This is a genomic window from Pseudomonas sp. BJa3 (assembly GCF_026343815.1).
Classification (GTDB): Bacteria; Pseudomonadota; Gammaproteobacteria; order Pseudomonadales; family Pseudomonadaceae; genus Aquipseudomonas; species Aquipseudomonas soli.
Genome location: NZ_JAOXMC010000003.1, coordinates 125,217 through 150,325 on the forward strand (window position 1 = coordinate 125,217; position 25,109 = coordinate 150,325).

Genomic DNA, 25,109 nt, shown 5'->3' on the forward strand with positions numbered 1-25,109 from the left:
CAGATTTGTCAGGCAGCGGCCTCGGCGCCTTCCAGGTCGCGCATCAGCAAGCCGAATTCCAGGGACACCTGCTCGGGGATCGGCAGGTAGACCACATGGCCATCGCCCGGCGCCACCTCGATGGCCTGCTGCTGACGGTCGCACAGGCGGTGCAGGTCGAAGTGGTAGTTGCCGCGCGGAGTCATCAGTTCCAGATGGTCGCCCACGGCGAAACGGTTCTTCACCTTCACTTCGGCCAGGCCGTCCACGCGCACCCCGGTCAGCTCGCCGACGAACTGCTGGCGCTCGGACAGCGAATTGCCGCGCTGGTAGTTCTGGTACTCGTCGTGCACGTGGCGGCGCAGAAAGCCTTCGGTGTAGCCGCGCTGGGCGAGGGATTCGAGGTTGACCATCAAACCGCGGTCGAATGGCCGCCCGGCCACTGCGTCGTCGATGGCCTGGCGGTAGGACTGCACGGCGCGGGCGCAGTAGAAGTGCGATTTGGTACGACCTTCGATCTTCAGCGAATGCACGCCCATATGTGCCAGGCGCTCGACGTGCTGGATGGCGCGCAGGTCCTTGGCGTTCATGATGTAGGTGCCGTGTTCGTCCTCGAATGCCGGCATCTCTTCGCCCGGACGGTTGGACTCCTGCAACAGGAATACCTGGTCAGTGGGGGCGCCGATGCCCAGCGTGGGTTCGAATTCGCGGACGATGTCGCCGGTGGCGTTCTCGGTGGCCGGGGTCGCCTCATATTTCCAGCGGCAGGCATTGGTGCAGGTGCCCTGGTTGGCATCGCGCTTGTTCAGGTAGCCCGACAGCAGGCAGCGTCCGGAGTAAGCCATGCACAGCGCGCCATGCACGAACACCTCCAGTTCCATTTCTGGTACTTGCTGGCGGATCTCCTCGATCTCTTCCAGCGACAGCTCCCGCGACAGGATCACCCGGGTCAGCCCCATGCCCTGCCAGAACTTCACGCTGGCCCAGTTCACCGTGTTGGCCTGCACCGAGAGGTGGATGGGCATCTGCGGGAAGTGCTGGCGAACCAGCATGATCAGCCCAGGATCGGACATGATCAGCGCGTCCGGACCCATCTCGATCACCGGCGCCAGGTCCTTGAGGAAGGTCTTGAGCTTGGCGTTGTGCGGGGCGATGTTGACCACTACGTAGAAGCGCTTGCCCTGGGCCTGGGCCTCCTGGATGCCGAGGGACAGGTTGGCGTGATCGAACTCGTTGTTGCGTACCCGCAGGCTGTAGCGCGGCTGGCCAGCGTAGACCGCGTCGGCGCCATAGGCGAAAGCATAGCGCATGGTCTTGAGGGTGCCGGCGGGGGCTAGCAGTTCGGGCTTGGCGGAAGAGGTCATGTGCGCACCGGGGGCAAAAGGCGCGGATGCTAAGTCGGCGCCGCCGTGCAGGTATTGATCTGGATCAACGGCACTTTTACCGATGCGCTGTGCACTAAATGGTTGAGCCCACGAGGAACGCCGATGAACGAGACCGTCCTGCAGAACAAAGCCCTGACCGTGTTGTTGGCCTTGGTGACCATCGCCTTCATCTGGATCATGTTGCCGTATTCCGGCGCGATCTTCTGGGCAGTGATCCTCGGCATTCTCTTCGCACCGCTGCAACGCCACTTGTTGCTGCGCTGTGGCGGGCGACGCAACCTGGCCACGGCGGCGGCCCTGGCCACCTGCCTGCTGGTGGCGGTGCTGCCGGTGATCATCATCAGCGCCCTGCTGGTGCAGGAGGGGGCAGCATTGTACCAGCGCATCGAGAGTGGCCAGCTGGATATCGCCGGCTATATCGAACGGGGCAAGGATATGTTGCCGGCCTATGTCCAGCATTTCCTCGACCGCATGGGCATGGGCAACCTCGATGGCCTGCGCGACAAGATCACCAAGTGGGCGACCCAGGGCAGCCAGTTCCTTGCCGGCCAGGCCTTCAGCTTCGGCCAGGGCACCTTCGAGTTCCTGGTGAGCTTCGGCATCATGCTGTACCTGCTGTTCTTCTTCCTGCGCGAGGGGGCGGAGCTGGCGCGCAAGGTGCGCCAGGCGGTGCCACTGCCCGAGCAGCAGAAACGCCGGCTGCAGTTGAAGTTCAAGCGCGTGGTGCGGGCCACGGTCAAGGGCAACCTGCTGGTGGCGATCACCCAGGGTGCGCTGGGTGGCTTGATCTTCTGGATACTGGATATCCCCAGCGCGCTGGTGTGGGCGGTGCTGATGGCGTTCCTGTCGTTGCTGCCGGCGGTGGGCGCGGGGATCGTCTGGGCGCCAGTGGCGGTGTACTTCGTGCTGGTCGGGGCGCTGTGGAAGGGGATCGTGCTGACAGCGTTCGGGGTGCTGGTGATCGGCCTGGTGGACAACCTGTTGCGGCCAATCCTGGTGGGCAAGGACACGCGCATGCCGGATTACCTGGTATTGGTTTCGACCCTGGGCGGGTTGGCGGTGTTCGGGCTCAACGGGTTTGTGATCGGGCCGTTGATCGCGGCGTTGTTCATTTCCAGCTGGGCGATCTTTGCCTCGACCAAGCCGCAGGTGCAGTTGCCGTCTTGAATGGGGCGCAAGGCGCCCCCGGGGTCACCGGAAGCTGTAGGAAACCCCGGTATAAACCCCGAACCCTTCCCCCGGCGTCGAGCGGGCGATGTCCTGCCCGGCATCGTTGTACCCCGGGGTCACCGTCGCCGCGTAACGCTTGTTGGTCAGGTTGCGCAAGTCGAGCCAGGTCTGCCAGTCGCGCTTGGGCGAATCCCAGCCCAGGCGTGCGCCGAGCAGTGCGTAGGCGTCGGCGTGGTAGCTGTTGGCGTAGTCCACCTGCACCTTGGACGCCATCTGCGTGTTGATTCCGGCGTAGAAACCACTCGGCCAGTCGTAGCGCAGTTCGGCCTGGTAGTAGTGCATGGGAATGCCGGGCAGGCGGTTGTCGCCGAACTTGTCGTCGTCACGGTAGTGGAAATCGCTGAAGGTGTAGGCCTGGCGCAGGCTGAGCTTGCCGGTGCCGGATTGTTCCCAGAGGAGGCTGTCCAGGCCGGCTTCGATGCCTTGGTGCACGGTGGGGCTGGCGTTGAACTCCTTGAACGGCAAGCCTTGCACGACTTCCACGTTTAGCAGCTCATGACGTACCTGGGCGTAGTACCAGGCCAGGTTCCAGCGCCCCAGCGCGGAATCACCGCGGGCGCCCAGTTCCAGGGTGGTGGCGGTCTGGTTCTGCATCTTCATCGGCTGGTTGTTTACCGGCGCGCTCCAGACCAGCGACCACGGGTGCGGCGGCTCCACCGAGCGGCTGAGATTGCCGTAGACCTGCAGGTCCGGGCGGATGTCGTAGCGCAGGCCCAGCCGTGGCGCATAATCCCAGTCATGCTGGCTGACCTTGCCGCCACTGCTTGGATAGGTGACGTCGCTTTCACGGCGGGTGTAGATCATCGCCAGGCCCGTGGTCAGCCACAGGTTCGGAATCAGCTCCAGATCGTTGCCTGCATGCAACACAGTGTCCGAGCCCTGGTAGCTGAAGTCGCGGGTGCGGGCCCCGAAATTGTCGCCGCCAGGGCGGGCGAACTGCGAGGCGCCGCTGTTGGGCAGGTGCTTGGTGGTGCGCCAGCCCAGGGTGGTCTTGCTCTCATGGCCGAACAGGGTGTCACGCCGCAAGTAGTTCAGCGTGCCGCTGACATCGGTGTAGGCGACCTTCAGGCGCATCGGGCCTTCGCGCAGGTCCATGGGATAGTCGTGATAGACCAGCCCCGCCTCCAGGCGCGAGTCGTCATCCAGGAAGAAGGTGGTCTTGTTGCCGACCCAGGTGCTGCCCGGTTGCGGGCGGCGGTCATCGCGGGCCAGGTAGGCCGGGTTTGCCGCGCGCGGATCGTGCTTGATCTGATCCTTGGTCAGGCGCCCGGCCAGGTCGTTCTCGGTCTCGCGGTAGCGCAGGTAGAAGCGCGTCTCAAGATTCGGATTGAAGCGATAGCCGACGTTGGCGGCGATGCCCTTGGCGCTGCCGCTGCTGTGCCGCTGGAAGCCGTCGTACTCGGCGTCGGTAAGCGCTACGTAATAGTCGAGGTTGCCCAGCACCTGCCCGGAGCTGATGTGCCGGCGCTGGTAGCCACGGCTGCCGACTTCGTAGCGCACCTGCAAAGGCGCGGCATCGTAGCCGGTGTGGGTCACGTAGTTGATCGCGCCGCCCAGGGCCAGCGAGCCCTGGTCGAAACCGTTGGCACCGCGCAGCACTTCGGCGCGGCTCAGCCAAAGCGGTTCGAACAGTTCATAGGGCGTGCCGCCGGGGCCTGTCAGCGGCAGGCCGTCGAACATCGTGTAGACGCCCGAGCCGTGGGCACCCGGCGCGCGGTTGATGCCCGAACCACGGATCGACAGCTTGATGCCGTCGTTGCCCGCCGACTGGGCGAACACTCCCGGCTGGTAGGCCAGCACATCCTGATTGGTCGCCACCCGGCCCTGGCCCACCTTGTCCATGTCCACCAGGTTGCTGGCGCCGGGGATAGAACGCAGGTGATCGGCGGCGGCTTCCAGCTCGGACTGTTGATGGTCCTGGATCAGCACCTGGTCGAGCTCGACGCGGTTGGCGGCCTGGGCGGTGCCGGCGACGAACAGGGCCAGCAGGGAGTAGGGCAGGGTGGGGCGCATGGGGACGGGGTTCCAGATCGGGTGCGGGAGTCTGACGCTGCAAAGGGCAGCCGAAGCACAGGGGACGATCTATAGGACCTCAAAAAAACACCCCGCCGAGGCGGGGTGTCTTGTATTGCTGTCAGCCGATCAACCGATCAGTTGCAATCCAGCCTGCTGCACCATCTCCAGCAGCGGCTGCGGGTACACGCCCAGCACGAAGGCAAGGATCGCGATGGCCAGCAGCATCACGCCGCCGGTGCGCTGTTCCCACTTCAGCGGGGCGTCGTGGCGACGCAGGTTCGGCTCGACCAGGTACAGGGTGACCATGACACGCAGGTAGTAGTACACGCCGATGGCGCTACCGATCACCAGGGCGCCGACCAGCCACCACAGGTGCGACTCGACGCCGGTGGCGATGATGTAGAACTTGCCGATGAAGCCTGCGGTCAGCGGGATACCGGCCAGCGACAGCATCATCACGGTCAGTACCGCGGTCAGGTACGGACGGCGCCAGAACAGGCCGCGGTACTCGTACAGGGCGTCGGCGTCACGGCCGGCGTATGGCGAGGACATCAGGGTGATCACGCCGAAGGCGCCGAGGCTGGTGATCACGTAGGTGACCAGGTACACGCCCATGGCTTCCAGGGCCAGGCCCTTGCTGGCGACCAGGGCGATGACCAGGTAGCCGAAGTGGGCGATGGACGAGTAACCGAGCAGACGCTTGAGGTTGCTCTGGGTCAGCGCCAGCAGGTTGCCGATGATGATCGACGCCACGGCGATGACTGCCAGTACGGTGCTCAGCACGCCGCTGCTGGCGGCGGGGGAGAGCATGAACAGGCGCACGACCACGGCGAATACCGCGACCTTGCTGGCGGTGGCCAGGAATGCGGCCACTGGCGCCGGGGCGCCTTCGTACACGTCCGGGGTCCACAGGTGGAACGGTACCAGCGACAGCTTGAAGGCCAGGCCCACCAGCATCATGCCCAGGCCCAACTGCGCCAGCAGGCTCGGCATGCTGGTGGCGGCCAGGGCCTTGCCCAGCTGATCGAAGGTCAGGCTGCCGGCGTCGGCGTAAAGCAGGGCCATGCCGAACAGCAGGAAGGCGGAGCCGGCGGCCGACAGCACCATGTACTTGATGCCGGCTTCAAGCGAGCGCTTGTTGAAGAACGCATACGCCACCAGGCCGTAGACCGGCACCGACAGCAGCTCCAGGCCGATGAACAGGCCGGCCAGGTGGTTGGCGCTGACCAGCACCAGGCCGCCCAGTGCCGACATCAGCAGCAGCAGGTACAGCTCTTCCCGGTTGCCCGGGAAACCTTTGGAGCCTTCGCCGAGGTAGGCGTGGGCGAGGGTGACGCAGGCCAGGGTGGCCACCAGGATGATCGCCATGTACAGGCAGGCGAACTTGTCGATGGTCACAAGCGAAGTGACCGCCAGCGGTGCAACCTTGAGTGCCGGCAGGATCGACAGCAGGGCCAGGTTCAGGCCCACGGTGGACAGCAGGAAGGTCTGCGAGTGGTTGCGCTTCCAGGCGATCGCCAGCATCACCACCACCGTGGTGATGGTGGTGATCAGCATCGGCGCCAATGCGATGAAGTGTTGAGTGGTGAATTCCATAGCGCTCTTACCGGGCCGAAGCGAGTTGAGTGAAAGCGGAACCGAGCCACTGCTGCACACCGCTCATGGTGGCGGCAGAGGTGTCGAGGAACGGCTGCGGATACACGCCCAGCAGGATCAAGAGGCCAGCCAGGCCCAACACCATGATCAGCTCGCGACTGTCCATGCCGGCCAGCACGGTGTCGGCCTTGGCCGGGCCGAAGTAGGCGCGGTGGATCATGATCAGCGAGTACACCGAGCCGAACACCAGGCCGGTGGTGGCGATCACGGTAATCCATGGCACGTGGGCGAAGCTGCCGATCAGGATCAGGAACTCGCCGACGAAGTTGCCGGTACCCGGCAGGCCCAGCGAGGCGGCGGCGAAGAACAGGCTGATGGCTGGCAGATACGCGATGCGGTGCCACAGGCCACCCATCTGGCGCATGTCACGGGTGTGCAGGCGCTCGTACAGCTGGCCGGACAGAATGAACAGCGCAGCGGCCGACAGGCCGTGGGCCAGCATCTGGATCACCGCGCCTTGCAGGGCCTGCTGGCTGCCGGAGTAGATGCCGATCAGCACGAAGCCCATGTGCGAGACGCTGGAGAAGGCGATCAGGCGCTTGATGTCGGTCTGCGCGAAGGCCAGGAAGGCACCGTAGAAGATACCGATCAGGCCCAGGGTCATGGCGATCGGCGCGAACTCGGCCGAGGCGTTCGGGAACAGCGGCAGGGCGAAGCGCAGCAGGCCGTAGGCCGCGGTCTTCAGCAGGATACCGGCCAGGTCCACGGAACCGGCGGTCGGCGCCTGGGCGTGGGCGTCAGGCAGCCAGGAGTGGAACGGCACAACCGGCAGCTTCACCGCGAAGGCGATGAAGAAGCCCAGCATCAGGATGTACTCGATGCCAGCCGGCAGCTCGGCCTTGAGCAGGTCGCTGTAGTTGAAGGTGATCACGCCGGTGCTGTTGTAGTTGACCAGCACCAGGCCGAGGATCGCCACCAGCATGATCAGGCCGCTGGCCTGGGTGAAGATGAAGAACTTGGTCGCCGCGTAGATTCGCGTCTTCTTGCCATCGGCCGAGCTGTGACCCCAGAGCGCGATGAGGAAGTACATCGGCACCAGCATCATTTCCCAGAAGAAGAAGAACAGGAACAGGTCGAGCGCCAGGAACACACCGACCACGCCGCCGAGGATCCACATCAGGTTGAGGTGGAAGAAGCCGACGTGGCGCTGGATCTCTTTCCACGAGCACAGCACCGACAGCACGCCGAGCAGGCCGGTAAGCAGGATCATCAGCAGCGACAGGCCGTCGAGGGCCAGGTGGATGCTGATGCCGAAGCGCTTGATCCACTCGACCTTGTATTCGAGGGCCCAGGCCGGTTCGGCGCCCGGCGCCGGGGCCAGGGTGTAGTTGCCGTTCGCCCACAGCCACAGGCCGATGCCGAGCAGCAGGGACATGGTCAGCAGCGCGATCCAGCGCGGCAGGGTGGAGCCGAAGCGCTCACCCAGCCAGCACAGGAAGCCGCCGATGAAGGGGATCAGGATCAGCCAAGGCAAAATCATGACGGGTTGGTTTCCTTTGGCAAAGTCGCAAGATTCATGGTCATACCGCGGCCACTACCACGGCACCGAGTACCAGTACGGCACCGACGGCGATCGAAGCGGTGTACCAGCGCAACTGGCCGGTCTCGGTCTTGCTCATGGCAACGTGACCGCCGCGAGCCAGGCGAGGAATAAGGCCGATGCTGCGGTCAACCGGATCCTTGCGCAGGATGTGGCTGATCAGCAGGTAAGGTTTGACGAAGAGCTTGTCGTAGATCCAGTCGAAGCCCCAGGCGGCGAACCACCAGGCCGACAGGACGCGACCGATACCACTGTTGGCGATCGCGGTGACCAGGCGACGCTTGCCCAGGAACAGCAGGGCCGACAGCAGGATACCGGCGATGGCGATGGCGCCCGAGGCGATTTCCAGCGAGTGCTTGGCTTCGCCACCGGCGTGACCGGCGCTTTCAGGCAGCACGCCTGCCAGTGGCGGGTGGATCCAGGCGCCGACGAAGGTCGACAGCACGATCAGCACGCCCAGCGGCAGCCAGTGGCTGATGCCGTGGCCGGCGTGGGCTTCGGTCTTGGCTTCGCCGTGGAAGGCGATGAAGATCAGGCGGAAGGTGTACAGCGAGGTCATGAACGCGCCGACCAGGCCGGCGTACAGCAGGCCGCTGTTGCCGCTGGCGAAGGCTTCCCAGAGGATCTCGTCCTTGGAGTAGAAACCCACGGTCAGGATCGGCAGGGCGGCCAGGGCGGCGCCACCGACCACGAAGCTGGCATAGGCCAGCGGTAGCTTCTTCCACAGGCCGCCCATCTTGAAGATGTTCTGCTCATGGTGGCAGGCAACGATCACCGCACCCGAGGCAAGGAACAGCAGGGCCTTGAAGAAGGCGTGGGTCATCAGGTGGAAGATCGCCGCGTCCCAGGCGCCGACGCCCAGGGCCAGGAACATGTAGCCGATCTGGCTCATGGTCGAGTAGGCGAGGATACGCTTGATGTCGGTCTGTACCAGCGCAGCGAAGCCGGCCAGCACCAGGGTCACGCCACCGACAACACCTACCAGGTGCAGGACATCCGGCGCCAGCAGGAACAGGCCGTTGGTACGGGCGATCAGGTACACGCCCGCGGTCACCATGGTGGCGGCGTGGATCAGTGCCGAAACCGGGGTCGGGCCGGCCATCGCGTCGGCCAGCCAGGTCTGCAGCGGCAGCTGGGCCGATTTACCGACCGCGCCACCCAGCAGCATCAGGGTGGCCAGGACCATCCAGGTGTCACCGGCCTGGAACTTCTGCGGTGACAGTACCAGCAGTTCCTGCACGTTCAGCGTGCCCAGCTGGACGAACAGGATGAACAGGCCGATGGCCATGAACACGTCGCCGATACGGGTGACGATGAACGCCTTGAGCGCCGCGTTACCGTTGTTGCGGTTGCTGTAGTAGAAACCGATCAACAGGTACGAGCACAGGCCCACGCCTTCCCAGCCGAAGTAGATGAACAGCAGGTTGTCGCCCAGCACCAGGAACAGCATGCTGGCGATGAACAGGTTGGTGTACGAGAAGAAGCGCGAATAGCCGGCTTCGCCACGCATGTACCAGGAAGCGAACAGGTGGATCAGGAAGCCGACGCCGGTGACCACGCCCAGCATGGTGACCGACAGGCCATCCACGTACAGGGTGAAGTTCGGCGCGAAGCCGTCCACCGACATCCACTGCCACAGCAGCTGGCTGTACGCACCGCCCTCAGGCGGGGCGACGTTGAACTGCCAGATCACGTAGGCAGCGGTGGCCGCCGACAGACCGACCGAGCCGACGCCGATCAGCGCCGACAGGTTCTCCGAGAACCGCCCGCGCGAGAACGACAGCAGCAGGAAGCCGATCAGGGGGAATACGAACGTCAGGAAGATAAGGTTCATCCGCGCATCTCACTGGCAGCATCGATGTCGAGAGTGTGGAAGCGGCGATACAGCTGCAGCAGGATCGCCAGGCCAATGCTGGCCTCGGCGGCTGCCAGGCTGATCACCAGAATGAACATCACCTGGCCGTCGGGCTGGACCCAACGGGCACCGGCGACGATGAACGCCAGGGCAGCGGCGTTCATCATGACTTCCAGGCTCATGAGCACGAAGAGAATGTTGCGGCGGACCATCAGGCCAACCAGACCTAAGCAGAACAGGATGCCGGCGACCGCCAGACCATGCTCGAGAGGGATAGCACCCATGATTTACTCCTTCGCCTCGTTGCGGCCCAGGTGGAAGGCGGTGACGGCTGCCGCGAGCAGCAGCATCGAGGCCAGTTCGACCACCAGCAGGTAAGGGCCGAACAGGCTGATGCCGACCTCTTTGGCGCTCACGGTGGTACCGCTGATGGCAGCGCCCGACGGGGTGACGAACAGCACGTAGAGCAGCTCCAGCAGCAGCAGGGCGGCGAGGATCACCGGCCCCGCCCAGATGCCCGGCTTGAGCCAGCCACGCTCCTGGGCGACCGAGGCCGGCCCGAGGTTGAGCATCATCACCACGAAGACGAACAGCACCATGATGGCGCCGGCGTAGGCGATCACTTCCAGGGCACCGGCGAAGGGCGCACCGAGGGAGAAGAAGATCATCGCCACGGAGATCAGCGAAATGATCAGGTAGAGCAGGGCGTGCACCGGGTTGGTGCCGGTCACCACGCGCAGCGTGGAGACAACGGCGACACCGGATGCGAAGTAGAAAGCGAATTCCATCTTTCTGTCCTTATGGGAGCAAGCTCTTCACGTTGATCGGCTCGGCTTCGTTCTGTGCAGCGCCTTTCGGCTTGCCAGCGATTGCCATGCCCGCAACACGGTAGAAGTTGTAGTCAGGGTTCTTGCCGGGGCCGGAGATCAGCAGATCTTCTTTCTCGTACACCAGGTCCTGACGCTTGAACTCGGCCATTTCGAAATCCGGAGTCAGCTGGATCGCGGTGGTCGGGCACGCCTCTTCACACAGCCCGCAGAAGATGCAGCGCGAGAAGTTGATGCGGAAGAACTCGGGGTACCAACGGCCGTCCTCTGTCTCGGCCTTCTGCAGCGAGATGCAGCCGACCGGGCAGGCCACCGCGCAGAGGTTGCACGCCACGCAGCGCTCCTCGCCATCGGGGTCGCGGGTGAGGACGATGCGGCCACGGTAGCGCGGCGGCAGGTACACGGGTTCTTCGGGGTATTGCAGGGTGTCGCGCTTGCGGAACCCGTGGGAGAACACCATTGCCAGGCTGCGCAGCTGGGTGCCGGTGCCCTTAACGATGTCGCCGATATACTTGAACATGGGTCAAATCCTCACTGGGCCGCGACGGCTGGCGTGTTGTAGAGCACGATCGCAGCGGTCACCAGCAAATTGATCAGGGTCAGCGGCAGGCAGAACTTCCAGCTGAAGTCCATCACCTGGTCATAGCGTGGGCGCGGGATCGAGGCGCGCAGCAGGATGAACAGCATGATGAAGAACGCGGTCTTCAGGGCGAACCACAGGAACGGTACCTGCGGCAGGATGCCGAACGGGCCGTGCCAGCCACCGAAGAACAGGGTCACCAGCAGCGCCGAGATGAGGATGATGCCGATGTACTCACCGACGAAGAACATGCCCCATTTCATGCCGGCGTATTCGATGTGGTAGCCGTCGGCCAGTTCCTGTTCCGCTTCCGGCTGGTCGAACGGGTGACGGTGGGTCACGGCGACGCCAGCGATGAAGAAGGTGCAGAAGCCGAAGAACTGCGGAATGATGAACCACAGGTTCTGGGCCTGGTAGTCAACGATGTCGCGCATGTTGAACGAACCCACCTGCACCACCACGCCCATCAGCGCCAAGCCCAGGAACACTTCGTACGATACGGTCTGCGCGGAAGCTCGCAGGCTGCCGAGCAGGGCGTACTTGTTGTTCGACGACCAGCCGGCGAACAGCACGGCGTAGACCGACAGGCCGGCCATGGCGAAGAAGAACAGCAGGCCGATGTTCAGGTCGGCCACGCCCCAGCCCGGGGTGATCGGGATGATCGAGAAGGCGATCAGCAGCGCGCTCATGGCGACCACGGGGGCCAGGGTGAAGATCACCTTGTCGACAAAGGGCGGGTTCCAGTCTTCTTTGAAGAACATCTTCAGCATGTCGGCGGCGATCTGGAACATGCCGAACGGGCCGACCCGGTTCGGGCCGTAGCGGTCCTGCCACCAGCCCAGCAGGCGACGCTCGACGAAGCTGAGCAGCGCGCCGCAGACCACCACGGCCAGCAGCACCACGATTGCCTTGACGACCTGAATGATCACGTCGATCACTTCGGGGGTGAACCAGCTCATTGTGCTGCCTCCTGCAGGCCTTCGACGGCTGCACCGAAGATGGCGGGCGGAATGCCGGCCAGGCCTTTGGGCAACGCAACCAGGCCAGCGCCCAGTTCTTCATTGATACGCAGCGGCAGGCGCAGCGACACACCGGCCACGTTCAGGCTCAGCATCGCGCCGTCGTTGACGCCCAGGCGGTCGGCTTCGGACTTGGCCAAGGCGACGTAGGCGGCCGGGATGCGCTCCTGCACCGGAGCGGCGCGCGAGGAGGACTCTTCGCTGCCGAACAGGTGGAAGAACGGAACCGCGGTCCAGGTGCCGCGAGCCGGGTTGAACGCGCCAGGGATGGCGGTGAACCAGCCCAGGCGGTCGCCTTGGGTCTCGATCAGGCGTACGCCTGGGTCACCGGCACGCAGATGGCCACCCACCTCGTCCTGGAACTTGTTCCAGGCTTGCGGCGAGTTCCAGCCCGGCGACCAGGCGAACGGAACCTGCTGACGCGGTTCGGCCGAACCCGAGTAGCCTTCCATGGAGAAGGCGAACGCGGTGTCCTTGTCCTGCGGGGTACGCGGCTCGTGCACGCTGATGTTGGCGCGCATGGCGGTACGACCCGAGTAGCGCAGCGGCTCGCGGGCCAGCTTCATGCCCTTGATGCGGAACGCGGCGGAAGGTGCTGCGTTGACGATGCCGGCCAGTTGCGGTGCGGCTTCGGCGCAGGCGCTGGTGACGTGGTCCAGCTGGGTCCAGTCCACCGGCTTGTTCAGCAGGGTCGCGCGCAGGGCGTGCATCCAGCGCCAGCCTTCGTGGATCTGGATGCTGCTGTCCAGGTATTGCGGGTCGAACACCTGGAAGAAGCGCTGGGCACGGCCTTCCTGGCTGACCAGGGTGCCATCGCCTTCGGCGAACGAAGCCGCCGGCAGCACCAGGTGGGCACGGTCAACGGTCGGGGTTTTCGAGTGATCGGCGACGATCACCACCTTGGCCGCAGCCAGCGCGGCGTCGACCTTGGCGGCCGGTACGCGGGCGTACAGGTCGTTTTCCAGCACGACGATGGCGTCGGCCTTGCCGCTGATCACGGCGTCCAGCGCCGCGTCGACGGACTCACCGCCCATCATCGCCAGACCGAGGCTGTTGGCCTCAGGCACGACCAGGCTCAGCGAACCGTTCTTCTCGCGCAGCTTGAGGGCCTTGGCGATGTTGGCGGCGGCTTCGATCAGCGCAGGGTCGGCCAGCGAAGTACCGGCGACGACCAGTGGGCGCTGGGCAGCGACCAGGGCGTCGGCGATGCGCTGGGCCAGGGCCTTGGCTTCGTCGTCCAGGCCGGCAACGGCAGGCGCGCTCGGGTCGATGGCATGGGCCACGGCGAAACCGATACGGGCGAGGTCGGCGGGAGCGGCGTGTACACACTCTTCGGCAACGTCATCCAGCTTGGTTTCAGCCAAGGATGCGATGAACAGCGGGTACAGCGCGTGCTGGCCGATGTTCTTCACCGCGGCGTCCAGCCAAGGCTGCACGCGCATGGCGTCGGCCATGGCCTCGGCCTTGCCCTTGGTGGCCTGGCGCACGGCCAGGGCGACACGGGCGGCGGTCTGGGTCAGGTCTTCGCCGAGCACGAACACGGCGTCGTGGTCTTCGATGTCGCGCAGGGTCGGCACCGGCAGCGGGCTGTTGTTCAGCACGTCCAGCGCCAGGCGTACGCGGGCCAGCTCACCAGCCTCCATGCCCGAGTAGAAGTACTCGGCACCGACCAGCTCGCGCAGGCCGTAGTTGCTCTCGAGGCTGGCGCGTGGCGAGCCGATGCCGACGATGGTGCGACCGCGCAGCAGGTCGGCGGCCTTGTCCAGGGCGGCGTCGAGGGACAGCTTGCTGCCATCGGCCAGGTGTGGCTGGCGCGGACGGTCCTTGCGGTTGACGTAGCCATAGCCGAAGCGGCCACGGTCGCACAGGAAGTACTGGTTCACCGAGCCGTTGAAGCGGTTCTCGATGCGGCGCAGTTCGCCGTAGCGTTCGCCGGGGCTGATGTTGCAACCGCTGGAGCAGCCATGGCAGATGCTCGGGGCAAACTGCATGTCCCACTTGCGGTTGTAGCGCTCGGAGTGGGTCTTGTCGGTGAACACACCGGTCGGGCAGACCTCGGTGAGGTTGCCGGAGAACTCGCTTTCCAGCACGCCGTCTTCGACGCGACCGAAGTACACGTTGTCGTGGGCGCCGTATACGCCCAGGTCGGTGCCGCCGGCGTAGTCCTTGTAGTAGCGCACGCAGCGGTAGCAGGCGATGCAGCGGTTCATCTCGTGGGCGATGAACGGGCCGAGGTCCTGGTTCTGGTGGGTACGCTTGGTGAAACGGTAGCGGCGCTCGTTGTGGCCGGTCATTACCGTCATGTCCTGCAGGTGGCAGTGACCGCCTTCCTCGCACACCGGGCAGTCGTGCGGGTGGTTGGTCATCAGCCATTCGACGACGCTGGCGCGGAACGCCTTGGACTCCTCATCGTCGATGGAGATCCAGGTGCCGTCGGAGGCAGGGGTCATGCAGGACATGACGATACGACCACGGGTGTCGTTCTCGTCGGTGTACTGCTTGACCGCGCACTGCCGGCAGGCGCCGACGCTACCGAGCGCCGGGTGCCAGCAGAAATAGGGGATGTCGAGGCCGAGTGACAGACATGCCTGTAACAGGTTGTCCGCACCGTTGACTTCGAGCGCTTTGCCGTCTACGTGGATAGTGGCCATTGTTCAAAGTTCTTCGTTGGCCCGCGTGAGCGGGCGTGGCTAATGGAAATCGGTGAGCTTGCGGCCGGCCTCGAGTCGTTCGGGCCGGCCAGCAGGCTGGCGGATGGCACGGACCATCCGCTGTTTCATCTTGTTATGCGCCGACCACGATCGGCTTCGCCAGGTTCGGGCGCAGGGTGCCAGCGCTTTCTGGCGCCACACCGGCCTCGAACTCCGAGCGGAAGTATTTGATGGCACTGCCCAATGGCTCGACGGCACCTGGTGCATGAGCACAGAAGGTACGGCCTGGGCCGAGGAAGTTGACCAGCCCCAGTAGCGTCTCGATGTCTTCGGCGCGGCCTTGGCCGTTCTCCAGTGCGCGCAGCATCTTCACGCTCCACGGCAGGCCGTCACGGCAAGGGGTGCACCAGCCGCACGACTCGCGGGCGAAGAACTCTTCCATGTTGCGCAGCAGCGACACCATGTTGACGCTGTCGTCGACCGCCATGGCCAGGCCGGTACCCATACGGGTGCCGACCTTGGCGATGCCACCGGCATACATCTGCGCATCGAGGTGCTCGGGCAGCAGGAAGCCGGTACCGGCGCCGCCAGGCTGCCAGCACTTGAGCTTGAAGCCGTCGCGCATGCCGCCAGCGTAGTCTTCGAACAGCTCGCGGGCGGTGACGCCGAATGGCAGCTCCCACAGGCCCGGGTTCTTCACCTTGCCGGAGAAGCCCATCAGCTTGGTGCCGTGGTCTTCACTGCCTTCGCGGGCCAGCGACTTGTACCAGTCGTTGCCGTTGGCGACGATGGCCGGCACGTTGCACAGGGTCTCGACATTGTTAACGCAGGTCGGCTTGCCCCACACGCCGACGGCGGCAGGGAAGGGCGGCTTGGAGCGAGGGTTGGCGCGACGGCCTTCGAGGGAGTTGATCAACGCGGTCTCTTCACCGCAGATGTAACGCCCGGCACCGGTGTGCACGAATAGCTCGAAGTCGAAACCGGAACCCAGGATGTTCTTGCCCAGCAGGCCGGCGGCCTTGGCTTCATCGATGGCGCGGTTGAGGTTCTTCGCCGCGGTGGTGTATTCGCCACGCAGGAAGATGTAACCACGGTAGGCCTTAAGGGCGCGGGCGCTGATCAGCATGCCCTCGACCAGCAGATGGGGCTGTTGCTCCATCAGCATGCGGTCCTTCCAGGTGTTGGGCTCCATTTCATCCGCGTTGCACAGCAGGTAGCGGATGTTCATGGATTCGTCTTTGGGCATCAGGCCCCACTTCACGCCAGTGGGGAAGCCCGCGCCGCCCCGGCCCTTGAGGCCGGAGTCCTTGACGCTCTGCACGATGTCGTCGGCGGACATGTCGGCCAGCGCCTTGCGCGCGGCGGCATAGCCGTTCTTGGACTCGTACTCGGTCAGCCAGACCGGCTCGCCGTCGTCGCGCAGGCGCCAGGTCAGCGGGTGGGTTTCGGCGCTGCGCGCAATGCGGTTGGCCGGGCCGAAGGAAGTGATGGTCATACGTAACCCTCCAGCAGCTTGGAGACGCCGGCAGGTTGCACGTCGCCAAAGGTGTCGTCGTCGATCATCAGCGCCGGGGCCTTGTCGCAGTTGCCCAGGCAGCACACCGGCAGCAGGGTGAAGCGCCCGTCCGCGGTGGTCTGGCCGAGGCCGATGCCCAGCTCGCTCTGGATCTGGCTGACCACTGACTCATGGCCGCCGATGTAGCAGACCATGCTGTCGCATACGCGGATGATGTGGCGGCCGACCGGCTGGCGGAAGATCTGGCTGTAGAAGGTGGCCACACCCTCGACGTCGCTGGCGGGGATGCCCAGCACTTCGCCGATGGCGTAGATGGCGCCGTCCGGCACCCAGCCGCGCTCTTTCTGCACGATCTTCAGGGCTTCGATGGACGCCGCGCGCGGGTCCTCGTAGTGATGCATCTCGTGCTCGATGGCCGAGCGCTCGGTTTCGCTCAGGGCGAAACGGTCGGTTTGGATAAGCGTGCTGTTCATGCTTAGCGGTCCACGTCAGCCATAACGAAGTCGATACTGCCCAGGTACGCGATCAGGTCCGCAACCATGCTGCCTTTGATCACCGAAGGGATCTGCTGCAGGTGCGGATAGCTCGGGGTACGGATCCGGGTGCGGTAGCTCATGGTGCCGCCATCGCTCGTCAGGTAGTAACTGTTGATGCCCTTGGTCGCCTCGATCATCTGGAACGACTCGTTGGCCGGCATGACCGGGCCCCACGAGACTTGCAGGAAGTGGGTGATCAAGGTCTCGATGTGCTGCAGGGTGCGCTCTTTCGGCGGCGGCGTGGTCAGCGGGTGGTCCGCCTTGTACGGGCCTTCCGGCATGTTGCGCAGGCACTGGTCGATGATGCGGATACTCTGGCGCATCTCCTCGACACGGACCATGCAGCGGTCATAGGCATCGCCGTTGTGGGCCAGCGGTACTTCGAATTCGAAGTTCTCGTAGCCGGAGTAGGGGCGGGCTTTACGCAGGTCGAAGTCGCAACCGGTGGAGCGCAGGCCGGCACCGGTGGTGCCCCAGGCCAGGGCTTCCTTGGTGTTGTACGCGGCAACGCCGATGGTACGGCCCTTGAGGATGCTGTTCTGCAGGGCGGCCTTGGTGTATTCGTCGAGGCGCTTGGGCAGCCATTCGACGAAGTCCTTGACCAGCTTGTCCCAGCCGCGCGGCAGGTCGTGGGCGACGCCACCGATGCGGTACCAGGCCGGGTGCAGGCGGAAACCGGTGATCGCCTCGATCACGGTGTAGGCGCGTTGGCGGTCGGTGAAGGTGAAGAACACCGGGGTCATGGCGCCGACGTCCTGGATATAGGTGCCCAGGAACAGCAGGTGGCTGGTGATGCGGAAGAATTCGGCGAGCATGATGCGGATCACGTCGACCTTCTGCGGCACCTGGATGCCGGCCAGCTTCTCTACCGCCAGTACGTACGGCAGGTTGTTCATCACCCCGCCGAGGTAGTCGATACGGTCGGTGTAGGGGATGAAGCTGTGCCACGACTGACGTTCGGCCATCTTCTCGGCACCACGGTGGTGGTAGCCGATGTCCGGCACGCAGTCGACGATCTCTTCGCCGTCCAGCTGCAGGACGATACGGAAGGCACCGTGGGCCGAAGGGTGGTTGGGGCCGAGGTTGAGGAACATGTAGTCCTCGTTGGCGCCCGAACGCTTCATGCCCCAGGCTTCCGGGTTGAAACGTGCCGATTCCTCTTCAAGCTGCTGCTTGGCCAGGGTCAGGCTGTAGGGGTCGAATTCGGTGGCGCGGGCCGGGTAGTCCTTGCGCAGCGGGTGACCTTCCCAGGTCGGCGGCATCATGATGCGGCTCAGGTGCGGGTGGCCGGCGAAGTCGATGCCGAACATGTCCCAGACTTCACGCTCGTACCAGTTGGCGTTGGGCCAGATACCGGTGACGGTCGGCAGGTTGAGGTCGCCTTCGCTCAGCGACACCTTGATCATCACGTCGCTGTTACGCTCGACCGACAGCAGGTGGTAGAACACGCTGAAGTCGGCGGCCGGCAGGCCGCGGCGCTGGGTGCGCAGGCGCTCGTCGACGCCGTGCAGGTCGTACAGCATGCTGTACGGCTTGGCGACGTTGCGCAGGAAGGAAAGTACTTCTTTGAGCTGGGCACGCTTTACCCACAGTACCGGCATGCCGGTGCGGGTTTCCTGGGCGACGAAAGCGTCGGCGCCGAATCGGTTGTGCAGTTCGACGACCACATCCTGGTCGTCAGCCTTGTAAGGCGGAATATAAATAGCGTTGTCCGCTGTCATGGTCTCGGTCGCTTTGGGTCAACGTTAAGAATGAAGCCAGGCCGCCGGCTCCTGGGGGAGCGGGCGGCAGGTCGCTGGATCAGACTTCGTCGGGGCTGCGCAGGTTGGTTACCGCGATACGCTGTTCGCGACGCAGGTCTTTCTGGGCGGGCATCTCGGCACGGTAGATGCCTTGATCGCCAACAACCCAGGAAAGCGGGCGTCGCTCCTGGCCGATCGATTCCTGCAGCAGCATCAAGCCTTGCAGGAACGCCTCGGGGCGCGGCGGGCAGCCAGGCACGTACACGTCCACGGGGAGGAACTTGTCGACCCCCTGAACGACCGAGTAGATGTCGTACATGCCGCCGGAGTTGGCGCACGAACCCATGGAGATGACCCATTTGGGCTCGAGCATCTGCTCGTACAGGCGCTGGATGATCGGCGCCATCTTCACGAAGCAGGTACCGGCGATGACCATGAAGTCGGCCTGACGCGGCGAGGCCCGGATGACTTCGGCGCCGAAGCGGGCGATGTCGTGGGGTGCCGTGAAGGCCGTGGTCATTTCCACGTAGCAGCAGGAAAGGCCGAAGTTGTACGGCCAGAGGGAGTTCTTGCGACCCCAGTTGACCGCGCCACGCAGCACATCCTCGAGTTTCCCCATGTAGATGTTCTTGTGGACCTGGTCTTCCAGCAGTTGATCGGTGACGGTTTCCCGCTCACCGACCGGATACTGCTCGTTAGGTGCGTCCGGATCGATTCTGGTGAGATTGTATTGCATGCCAAAGCCTCATTGTTTCAGCTTCGCTTGCCGCTTGCGGCGACCTTCGGGAGCCCAATCGAGCGCCCCGACGCGCCATAGGTAGACAAGACCTGCCAACAGAATTGCTATGAAAACGAGTGCTTCGACGAATCCGGTCCAGCCGCTTTCGCGGACGGACACAGACCATGCATACAGGAAGAGGGCTTCGATATCGAAGATCACGAACAGCATCGCGACCAGATAGAATTTGGCGGACAGGCGCAGGCGGGCACTGCCAACGGGCAGCATGCCGGATTCGAAGGGTTCGTTCTTGGCGCGACCCCAGGCCTTGCTACCGAGCAGGCTGGACAGGCCGAGCATGAAGGCACACAGGCCGACGACACCCAGGAGGAAGATGGCAAAGCCCCAGTTGTGGGCGATGAGTCCTGCCGAATCGGACATGCTAGAAATCCTTATACAGAGACCCAGCTCTGCAGTCTGAAATAAGTAGAGCGGCGACGTGGTGTCGCAGACGCAGTGACCAAATGTCGCAGCTGAATCAATCGCGCTGATTTTATGGGTAAACCCAGTGCAAGTAAAATTTCCGTTGCAAATTTATTCGTAGGTTTAAGAACAAAAATCTTTCGTAACTGGCTGAAAGCCTTGAGTTTCGGGCATTGCACGCGGATTTGTTAATTATGTTTCTTACCCCGCGTAATGACTGACTAGTTGCGTAATGATAATTAATATCATTTGATATGGGCTGTATTGTTTTAGCTGTTCTGGGCCTTGCAAAGTTCATCAGCCGATCTGCCCACTTGCAAATGCGAAAAACTCTCGTTCTAGCAGCTTCCGATGCTGCGGGTACCGCTCTGGATCAATACTTTGTCGTTTGCGCCGCGGCTGACCGACGCGGCAATGAGCCACTGGCCGAGCCAGTAGGACAGGATGATCAGGTACTCGGCAGCGGCGAACGGGCTGACGAAGCGGTCGATGCCGATCAGGCTGTCGGAGAACACGAAGGCGCAGGCACCCATTGCGGCGACACCGCCACACGCCAGGGCGCGCCAGAGCATGCAGCAGATCGCAAGGGCATACAGCGCCACCGGGATCAGCAGTGGGCCCAGGCCGTGGCTGGCGAGCAGGCCGAACAGCGAGGCGCCCACCAGCAGTGCGAAGGCCAGTGAGGGGTAGGCCGGGCGTTGGGTCAGGCTGCAGTAACCGCGAAGGTACGCCAGGTGGGCGCAAAGGAACGCGGCCAGGCCGAACACGAACAGGTCGCGGGGGATGGCCAGGAGGATGTCGCCGAGTACCGAGAAGGCCAGGCCGATCATGATCCAGCGACGGTAGGGCGTGGTGGGCGTACTGCCCAGCCAGGCGATCAGGCTCAGGACCGGGATGGGTTTGCTCAGGAGGCCGAGCAGGGCGTTGTCGCTGGCCAGTGCGTATATATAGAGGGCAGCGGCTGCGACGGCGATCAGGATCAGGTGGCTTGGACGAGGCATGGGCGGTCCTTGCGGCTGGGTAGCCACAAGCATAGACCTGATCTGCGGTATTGCCTGTGCCCCGCGAAAGGGTCGGTACAGGCAATAAGAAAGGCCCAGGACTTTCACAAGCCCCGGGCCTTCCTGTTCAGCAGTTCACCAGACTCAGTGGAACTGCTCTTCCTCTGTCGAACCAGTCAGTGCGGTAACCGACGAAGCGCCACCCTGGATCACGGTGGTCATGTCATCGAAGTAGCCGGTGCCGACTTCCTGCTGGTGCGCCACGAAGGTGTAGCCTTTGCTGGCGTCAGCGAATTCCTGCTCCTGCAGCTTCACGTAGGCGGTCATGTCGTTGCGGGCGTAGTCGTGCGCCAGGTTGAACATGCCGTGCCACATGTTGTGGATGCCGGCCAGGGTGATGAACTGGTGCTTGTAGCCCATGGCCGACAGCTCCCGCTGGAACTTGGCGATGGTGGCGTCGTCCAGGTTCTTCTTCCAGTTGAAGGAAGGCGAGCAGTTGTAAGACAGCAGTTGGTCCGGGTATTCCTTCTTGATTGCTTCGGCGAAGCGACGGGCTTCGTCCAGGTCCGGCTTGGCGGTTTCGCACCAGATCAGGTCGGCATACGGCGCGTAGGCCAGGCCGCGGGAGATGGCCTGATCGAGGCCGGCGCGGACTTTGTAGAAGCCTTCACGGGTACGGTCGCCGATCACGAACGGCTGGTCGTACGGATCGCAGTCGCTGGTCAGCAGGTCGGCGGCGTTGGCGTCGGTACGGGCCAGGATGATGGTCGGCACACCGGCAACGTCGGCGGCCAGACGTGCAGCCACGAGCTTCTGTACGGCTTCCTGGGTCGGGACCAGTACCTTGCCGCCCATGTGGCCGCATTTTTTCACCGAGGCCAGCTGGTCTTCGAAGTGCACGCCGGCGGCGCCCGCTTCGATCATGTTCTTCATCAGCTCGTAGGCATTCAGCACGCCGCCGAAACCGGCTTCTGCGTCGGCCACGATCGGTGCGAAGTAGTCGATGTAGCCCTCGTCACCTGGGTTCTTGCCGGCTTTCCACTGGATCTGGTCTGCGCGGCGGAACGAGTTGTTGATGCGCTTGACTACGGTCGGCACCGAGTCGACCGGGTACAGCGATTGGTCGGGGTACATCGACTCGGCCGAGTTGTTGTCGGCGGCAACCTGCCAGCCGGACAGGTAGATGGCCTGGATGCCAGCCTTGACCTGTTGCACAGCCTGGCCGCCGGTCAGGGCGCCCATGCAGTTGACGAAATCTTTTTCAGGGCGGAAGGACGGGTGGGCACCTTGGGTGACCAGCTTCCACAGTTTTTCCGCGCCCTGGCGAGCCAGGGTGTGCTCCGGCTGCAGGGAGCCACGCAGGCGAACGACATCGGCGGCGGTGTAGGTACGGGTCACGCCTTTCCAGCGCGGGTTCTCGGCCCAGTCTTTCTCGAGGGCTGCAATTTGCTGTTCGCGTGTCAGTGCCATGGAAATAAACCTCGTCGCATCGATCTTGAGTGTAATTGTGCTGATGCTCGGATACGCGGGTCAGAGGGCCAGGCTGTGCTGTCCGGGGGAGTGCGGCGGCGAACGGGGAAGTGCGAAGGGGAAGGGTGGGCAGGCCAGGCGAAGGTGTGCCCTGCAGGTTGGCTCGTGGATGCCTTGCTGCGGTGCGACGCGATTGCCAGAACTGCGGTGATGCGCTTCCGTCCCTCGGGACAACTTCTTCGTTGCAGTCGCAATCCCGTCGAACCGCCTTGTGGGCCGTATGGACACGAGGTGCCTCCACGGTGGGAGGAGCGCACCTCGAAGACCCTTGCCAGGGCCTCTGATTAGCGGGAGCGAGGCCATCATGCCCTTGGCGAAAAGAGCCTGTCAAACATTTTGTAGTGCTTTTTTATGCTTACTACATCTTTGGTCTAATGCGACTTGGCGGTCAGTTTCAAGGCCCTTGGTCGAGGCCTTGAATTACCTGGGGTCAGTCGAGAAGGTCGACTTTGACCCGCAAAGTCATGTTTTCACCGCGCTGGGTGCTGTAAGTGAGGCTTGACGCGCTACGCTCGGACTGGCTCTGCTGGTTGAACCCGGCCAGGGTGATCCACTCGCCGAGCTTGCCGGTAACGGTCGTGTCGGTGCTCTGCACTTTCACTACATCGGCACGTTCCTGGCTCATTCGATCGTTATTGGTGCTGATTTGCAGGCGAACCGTATCGCCGCTAAGGCGTGGCGTGACGTAGAAACCCTGGGTCACGTTGCGGTATTCGGTGTTGTTCTGGATACGCCCGTAACCATCGGTGGAGCTACTGGTGACAGGGATGCTATGGCCCACCTGGATCAGTGCCGGCTGGCCGTCGCTGGCCTGCACCTGCTGCATGCCGCCTTCGCGGTTGGCTGTGCCGTAGCGGATCACGCGGGCGTTGCCGCGGTTGTCCTGGAAGTTGCTGTCGTTGTTGTCGACGCTGATCAGCAGGCGTTTGGGCGCGGTATCGAGCTGTTGCAGCAGGGCGCGCAGGTCGTCGATGCGTTCCTGGCTGGCGTTGACGATCAGCTTGTCCTCGAAGGTGCTGACGCTGCCGTCCTTGCCAAGGAAGGACTGGGCGGCGGGCAGCAGTTCGGCGCTGCTGCGATGTTGCAGGGCAATGACCTCGGTGGCGGCCTGGGCCGTAAGGCTGGCGGCCAGCAGCAGCGAGGCGAGGAGGGGGCGTAGCGGCATGTCCATGATCTCCGCGGGTGGAATGGACATGATGGCAAATTTGTCGGCATCTTGCTGGTCGTGGATCACAGCGGCATGCACAGGTCGGCTTTTCAGTGGTTGCAGTCAGGTAAATTCCGTAACATCGCGGCCCTCGATTTCAAGCTCATTCCCTCGGCATTACGCTCCCACGCAGCGTAATGCCGGGGCTGCTTACAGGACCCCCATGAAACCCGTACGCCTACGCGCCGACCTGCTCGCCGGCCTCACCACTTCTTTCGCCCTGGTGCCGGAGTGCATAGCTTTCGCCCTGGTGGCCCACCTCAACCCGCTGATGGGCCTGTACGGCGCCTTCATCATCTGTACCCTGACCGCGCTGTTCGGCGGCCGACCGGGGATGATCTCCGGCGCCGCCGGTTCGATGGCGGTGGTCATCGTCGCCCTGGTGGTACAGCACGGCGTCCAGTACCTGCTGGCCACGGTGCTGCTGGGCGGGCTGGTGATGATCCTGTTCGGCGCGCTGCGCCTGGGCAAGCTGGTACGCCTGGTGCCGTACCCGGTGATGCTCGGCTTCGTCAACGGCCTGGCTATCGTCATCGCCCTGGCCCAGCTGGAGCACTTCAAGGAAGGCGAGCACTGGCTCAGCGGTGCGCCGCTGTACCTGATGATCGGCCTGGTGGCGTTGACCATGCTGGTGGTCTATGTGCTTCCCAGGCTGACCCGCGCCGTGCCGCCGGCTCTGGTGGCAATCCTCGGCGTCGGCCTGCTGGTCTATCTGCTGGGCCTGCCAACCCGCACCCTCGGCGATATGGCGCACATCGCCGGCGGCCTGCCGACACTTACGCTGCCGGACATCCCCTGGAACCTCGAGACCCTGAAGATCATCGCGCCCTATGCGGTGCTGATGGCCATGGTCGGCCTGCTGGAAACCCTGCTGACCCTCAATCTCACCGACGAGATCACCGAGAGCCGTGGCTATCCGGATCGCGAGTGCGTGGCCCTGGGTGCGGCCAACATGGTCTCGGGCCTGTGCGGCGGCATGGGTGGCTGCGCGATGATCGGCCAGACCGTGATCAATCTCAGCTCCAATGGCCGTGGCCGACTGTCGGGCGTGGTAGCGGGGGTGATGATCCTGCTGTTCGTGCTGTTCCTGTCGCCGTTGATCGAGCGTATTCCGCTGGCGGCGCTGGTCGGGGTGATGTTCGTGGTGGCCCAGCAGACCTTCGCCTGGGCATCGCTACGGGTGCTGCACAAGGTGCCGGTGAGCGATGTGCTGGCGATCCTCGCCGTGACCGTGGTCACGGTGTTCACCGACCTGGCCACGGCGGTGCTGTTCGGTATCGTCATCGCGGCCATCAATTTTGCCTGGCAGCACGCGCGCGAGCTGTATGCCGACAGTCATGAGGACGCCGAGGGCAGCAAGCATTACCAGGTGCACGGCACGCTGTTCTTCGCCTCGACCACACCGTTTCTCAACCAGTTCGACCCGGCCAACGACCCGGCCAAGGTCACGCTGGATTGCCAGCACCTGAGCTTTGTCGATTATTCGGCGATCGCGGCGCTGAAGACCCTGCGCGAGCGCTATGCCAAGGCGGGCAAGCAGTTGCGGGTGGTGCACCTTTCCGAGCGCTGCAAGAAGCTGTTGAAGCGGGCGGGGGAGCAGCATTGAAGGCAATGGTCGCCTGCACCGATCCTATCGCC

Annotated in this window: 20 protein-coding genes; 2 read left to right on the top strand and 18 right to left on the bottom strand. The window is 63.8% G+C overall.

The window, feature by feature from the left end:
• Positions 1 to 8 precede the first annotated feature (8 nt).
• Positions 9 to 1,343, bottom strand: a complete 1,335-nt coding sequence (gene yegQ, locus OH705_RS04140; protein ID WP_094011335.1) for a tRNA 5-hydroxyuridine modification protein YegQ — start codon at positions 1,341 to 1,343, stop codon at positions 9 to 11.
• A 123-nt stretch (positions 1,344 to 1,466) separates the two neighbouring features.
• On the opposite strand from yegQ, the gene OH705_RS04145 reads away from it, so the two are divergent.
• A complete protein-coding gene (locus OH705_RS04145) occupies positions 1,467 to 2,531 on the top strand; it encodes an AI-2E family transporter (RefSeq protein WP_023631352.1) in 1,065 nt (354 codons plus the stop codon).
• A gap of 24 nt (positions 2,532 to 2,555) precedes the next feature.
• Here the strand turns inward: OH705_RS04145 and OH705_RS04150 are convergent, their stop codons facing one another.
• From OH705_RS04150 to OH705_RS04230, 17 genes are all read right to left on the bottom strand, one after another.
• The gene (locus tag OH705_RS04150) at positions 2,556 to 4,607 is read right to left on the bottom strand and encodes a TonB-dependent receptor family protein (RefSeq protein ID WP_267301108.1); all 2,052 of its coding nucleotides are present in this window, start codon (positions 4,605 to 4,607) and stop codon (positions 2,556 to 2,558) included.
• 129 nt (positions 4,608 to 4,736) lie between these two features.
• Positions 4,737 to 6,206 carry an NADH-quinone oxidoreductase subunit NuoN gene (gene nuoN / locus OH705_RS04155; protein WP_038706426.1) on the bottom strand — a complete coding sequence of 490 codons (1,470 nt, stop codon included), beginning with the start codon at positions 6,204 to 6,206 and terminating at the stop codon, positions 4,737 to 4,739.
• 7 nt (positions 6,207 to 6,213) lie between these two features.
• Positions 6,214 to 7,746 carry an NADH-quinone oxidoreductase subunit M gene (gene nuoM / locus OH705_RS04160; RefSeq protein WP_038706425.1) on the bottom strand — a complete coding sequence of 511 codons (1,533 nt, stop codon included), beginning with the start codon at positions 7,744 to 7,746 and terminating at the stop codon, positions 6,214 to 6,216.
• Positions 7,747 to 7,786: 40 nt separating this feature from the next.
• Entirely contained in the window at positions 7,787 to 9,640 is a 1,854-nt protein-coding gene (gene nuoL / locus OH705_RS04165; RefSeq protein WP_267301111.1) for an NADH-quinone oxidoreductase subunit L, read from the bottom strand.
• Positions 9,637 to 9,945 carry an NADH-quinone oxidoreductase subunit NuoK gene (gene nuoK, locus OH705_RS04170; protein WP_023631349.1) on the bottom strand — a complete coding sequence of 103 codons (309 nt, stop codon included), beginning with the start codon at positions 9,943 to 9,945 and terminating at the stop codon, positions 9,637 to 9,639. Before nuoK ends, nuoL begins: the two co-directional genes overlap by 4 nt.
• Positions 9,946 to 9,948: 3 nt before the next feature.
• Positions 9,949 to 10,449, bottom strand: a complete 501-nt coding sequence (gene nuoJ, locus OH705_RS04175) for an NADH-quinone oxidoreductase subunit J (RefSeq protein WP_023631348.1) — start codon at positions 10,447 to 10,449, stop codon at positions 9,949 to 9,951.
• A 10-nt stretch (positions 10,450 to 10,459) separates the two neighbouring features.
• Complete coding sequence (nuoI, locus tag OH705_RS04180; RefSeq protein ID WP_016488223.1) at positions 10,460 to 11,008, bottom strand: NADH-quinone oxidoreductase subunit NuoI; 549 nt, start codon at positions 11,006 to 11,008, stop codon at positions 10,460 to 10,462.
• Between the two features lie 11 nt (positions 11,009 to 11,019).
• A complete protein-coding gene (gene nuoH / locus OH705_RS04185) occupies positions 11,020 to 12,027 on the bottom strand; it encodes an NADH-quinone oxidoreductase subunit NuoH (protein WP_267301115.1) in 1,008 nt (335 codons plus the stop codon).
• Positions 12,024 to 14,738: an NADH-quinone oxidoreductase subunit NuoG gene (gene nuoG / locus OH705_RS04190; protein ID WP_038706424.1), complete on the bottom strand. Its 2,715-nt coding sequence runs from the start codon at positions 14,736 to 14,738 to the stop codon at positions 12,024 to 12,026. Before nuoG ends, nuoH begins: the two co-directional genes overlap by 4 nt.
• A gap of 133 nt (positions 14,739 to 14,871) precedes the next feature.
• Entirely contained in the window at positions 14,872 to 16,233 is a 1,362-nt protein-coding gene (nuoF, locus tag OH705_RS04195; RefSeq protein WP_094011338.1) for an NADH-quinone oxidoreductase subunit NuoF, read from the bottom strand.
• Positions 16,230 to 16,727 (bottom strand): NADH-quinone oxidoreductase subunit NuoE, encoded by a 498-nt coding sequence (gene nuoE, locus OH705_RS04200; RefSeq protein WP_012313767.1) that lies wholly within the window; start codon positions 16,725 to 16,727, stop codon positions 16,230 to 16,232. Before nuoE ends, nuoF begins: the two co-directional genes overlap by 4 nt.
• Positions 16,728 to 16,729: 2 nt before the next feature.
• Complete coding sequence (gene nuoC / locus OH705_RS04205) at positions 16,730 to 18,511, bottom strand: NADH-quinone oxidoreductase subunit C/D (RefSeq protein ID WP_094011339.1); 1,782 nt, start codon at positions 18,509 to 18,511, stop codon at positions 16,730 to 16,732.
• A 79-nt stretch (positions 18,512 to 18,590) separates the two neighbouring features.
• Positions 18,591 to 19,268, bottom strand: a complete 678-nt coding sequence (locus tag OH705_RS04210; protein WP_008096180.1) for a NuoB/complex I 20 kDa subunit family protein — start codon at positions 19,266 to 19,268, stop codon at positions 18,591 to 18,593.
• Positions 19,269 to 19,277: 9 nt separating this feature from the next.
• Positions 19,278 to 19,691, bottom strand: a complete 414-nt coding sequence (locus OH705_RS04215) for an NADH-quinone oxidoreductase subunit A (protein WP_011534614.1) — start codon at positions 19,689 to 19,691, stop codon at positions 19,278 to 19,280.
• A 380-nt stretch (positions 19,692 to 20,071) separates the two neighbouring features.
• Positions 20,072 to 20,734, bottom strand: a complete 663-nt coding sequence (locus OH705_RS04220; RefSeq protein WP_038706423.1) for a lysoplasmalogenase — start codon at positions 20,732 to 20,734, stop codon at positions 20,072 to 20,074.
• Positions 20,735 to 20,878: 144 nt separating this feature from the next.
• Entirely contained in the window at positions 20,879 to 22,204 is a 1,326-nt protein-coding gene (gene aceA / locus OH705_RS04225) for an isocitrate lyase (protein WP_023630475.1), read from the bottom strand.
• A 490-nt stretch (positions 22,205 to 22,694) separates the two neighbouring features.
• Positions 22,695 to 23,459, bottom strand: coding sequence for a secretin N-terminal domain-containing protein (locus OH705_RS04230; RefSeq protein ID WP_177182911.1), 765 nt, complete (start codon positions 23,457 to 23,459; stop codon positions 22,695 to 22,697).
• Positions 23,460 to 23,634: 175 nt separating this feature from the next.
• Between OH705_RS04230 and OH705_RS04235 the strand changes: the two genes are divergently transcribed.
• On the top strand, positions 23,635 to 25,077 hold the full coding sequence (locus OH705_RS04235) for a SulP family inorganic anion transporter (protein ID WP_104445141.1): 1,443 nt from the start codon (positions 23,635 to 23,637) through the stop codon (positions 25,075 to 25,077).
• The last annotated feature ends 32 nt before the right edge of the window (positions 25,078 to 25,109 follow it).

Excerpts from the sequence above, each read along its gene's own strand:
- yegQ (WP_094011335.1), bottom strand. The coding sequence starts at position 1,343 with ATGACCTCTTCCGCCAAGCCCGAACTGCTAGCCCCCGCCGGCACCCTC.
- OH705_RS04145 (WP_023631352.1), top strand. The coding sequence starts at position 1,467 with ATGAACGAGACCGTCCTGCAGAACAAAGCCCTGACCGTGTTGTTGGCC.
- OH705_RS04150 (WP_267301108.1), bottom strand. The coding sequence starts at position 4,607 with ATGCGCCCCACCCTGCCCTACTCCCTGCTGGCCCTGTTCGTCGCCGGC.
- nuoN (WP_038706426.1), bottom strand. The coding sequence starts at position 6,206 with ATGGAATTCACCACTCAACACTTCATCGCATTGGCGCCGATGCTGATC.
- nuoM (WP_038706425.1), bottom strand. The coding sequence starts at position 7,746 with ATGATTTTGCCTTGGCTGATCCTGATCCCCTTCATCGGCGGCTTCCTG.
- nuoL (WP_267301111.1), bottom strand. The coding sequence starts at position 9,640 with ATGAACCTTATCTTCCTGACGTTCGTATTCCCCCTGATCGGCTTCCTG.
- nuoK (WP_023631349.1), bottom strand. The coding sequence starts at position 9,945 with ATGGGTGCTATCCCTCTCGAGCATGGTCTGGCGGTCGCCGGCATCCTG.
- nuoJ (WP_023631348.1), bottom strand. The coding sequence starts at position 10,449 with ATGGAATTCGCTTTCTACTTCGCATCCGGTGTCGCCGTTGTCTCCACG.
- nuoI (WP_016488223.1), bottom strand. The coding sequence starts at position 11,008 with ATGTTCAAGTATATCGGCGACATCGTTAAGGGCACCGGCACCCAGCTG.
- nuoH (WP_267301115.1), bottom strand. The coding sequence starts at position 12,027 with ATGAGCTGGTTCACCCCCGAAGTGATCGACGTGATCATTCAGGTCGTC.
- nuoG (WP_038706424.1), bottom strand. The coding sequence starts at position 14,738 with ATGGCCACTATCCACGTAGACGGCAAAGCGCTCGAAGTCAACGGTGCG.
- nuoF (WP_094011338.1), bottom strand. The coding sequence starts at position 16,233 with ATGACCATCACTTCCTTCGGCCCGGCCAACCGCATTGCGCGCAGCGCC.
- nuoE (WP_012313767.1), bottom strand. The coding sequence starts at position 16,727 with ATGAACAGCACGCTTATCCAAACCGACCGTTTCGCCCTGAGCGAAACC.
- nuoC (WP_094011339.1), bottom strand. The coding sequence starts at position 18,511 with ATGACAGCGGACAACGCTATTTATATTCCGCCTTACAAGGCTGACGAC.
- OH705_RS04210 (WP_008096180.1), bottom strand. The coding sequence starts at position 19,268 with ATGCAATACAATCTCACCAGAATCGATCCGGACGCACCTAACGAGCAG.
- OH705_RS04215 (WP_011534614.1), bottom strand. The coding sequence starts at position 19,691 with ATGTCCGATTCGGCAGGACTCATCGCCCACAACTGGGGCTTTGCCATC.
- OH705_RS04220 (WP_038706423.1), bottom strand. The coding sequence starts at position 20,734 with ATGCCTCGTCCAAGCCACCTGATCCTGATCGCCGTCGCAGCCGCTGCC.
- aceA (WP_023630475.1), bottom strand. The coding sequence starts at position 22,204 with ATGGCACTGACACGCGAACAGCAAATTGCAGCCCTCGAGAAAGACTGG.
- OH705_RS04230 (WP_177182911.1), bottom strand. The coding sequence starts at position 23,459 with ATGTCCATTCCACCCGCGGAGATCATGGACATGCCGCTACGCCCCCTC.
- OH705_RS04235 (WP_104445141.1), top strand. The coding sequence starts at position 23,635 with ATGAAACCCGTACGCCTACGCGCCGACCTGCTCGCCGGCCTCACCACT.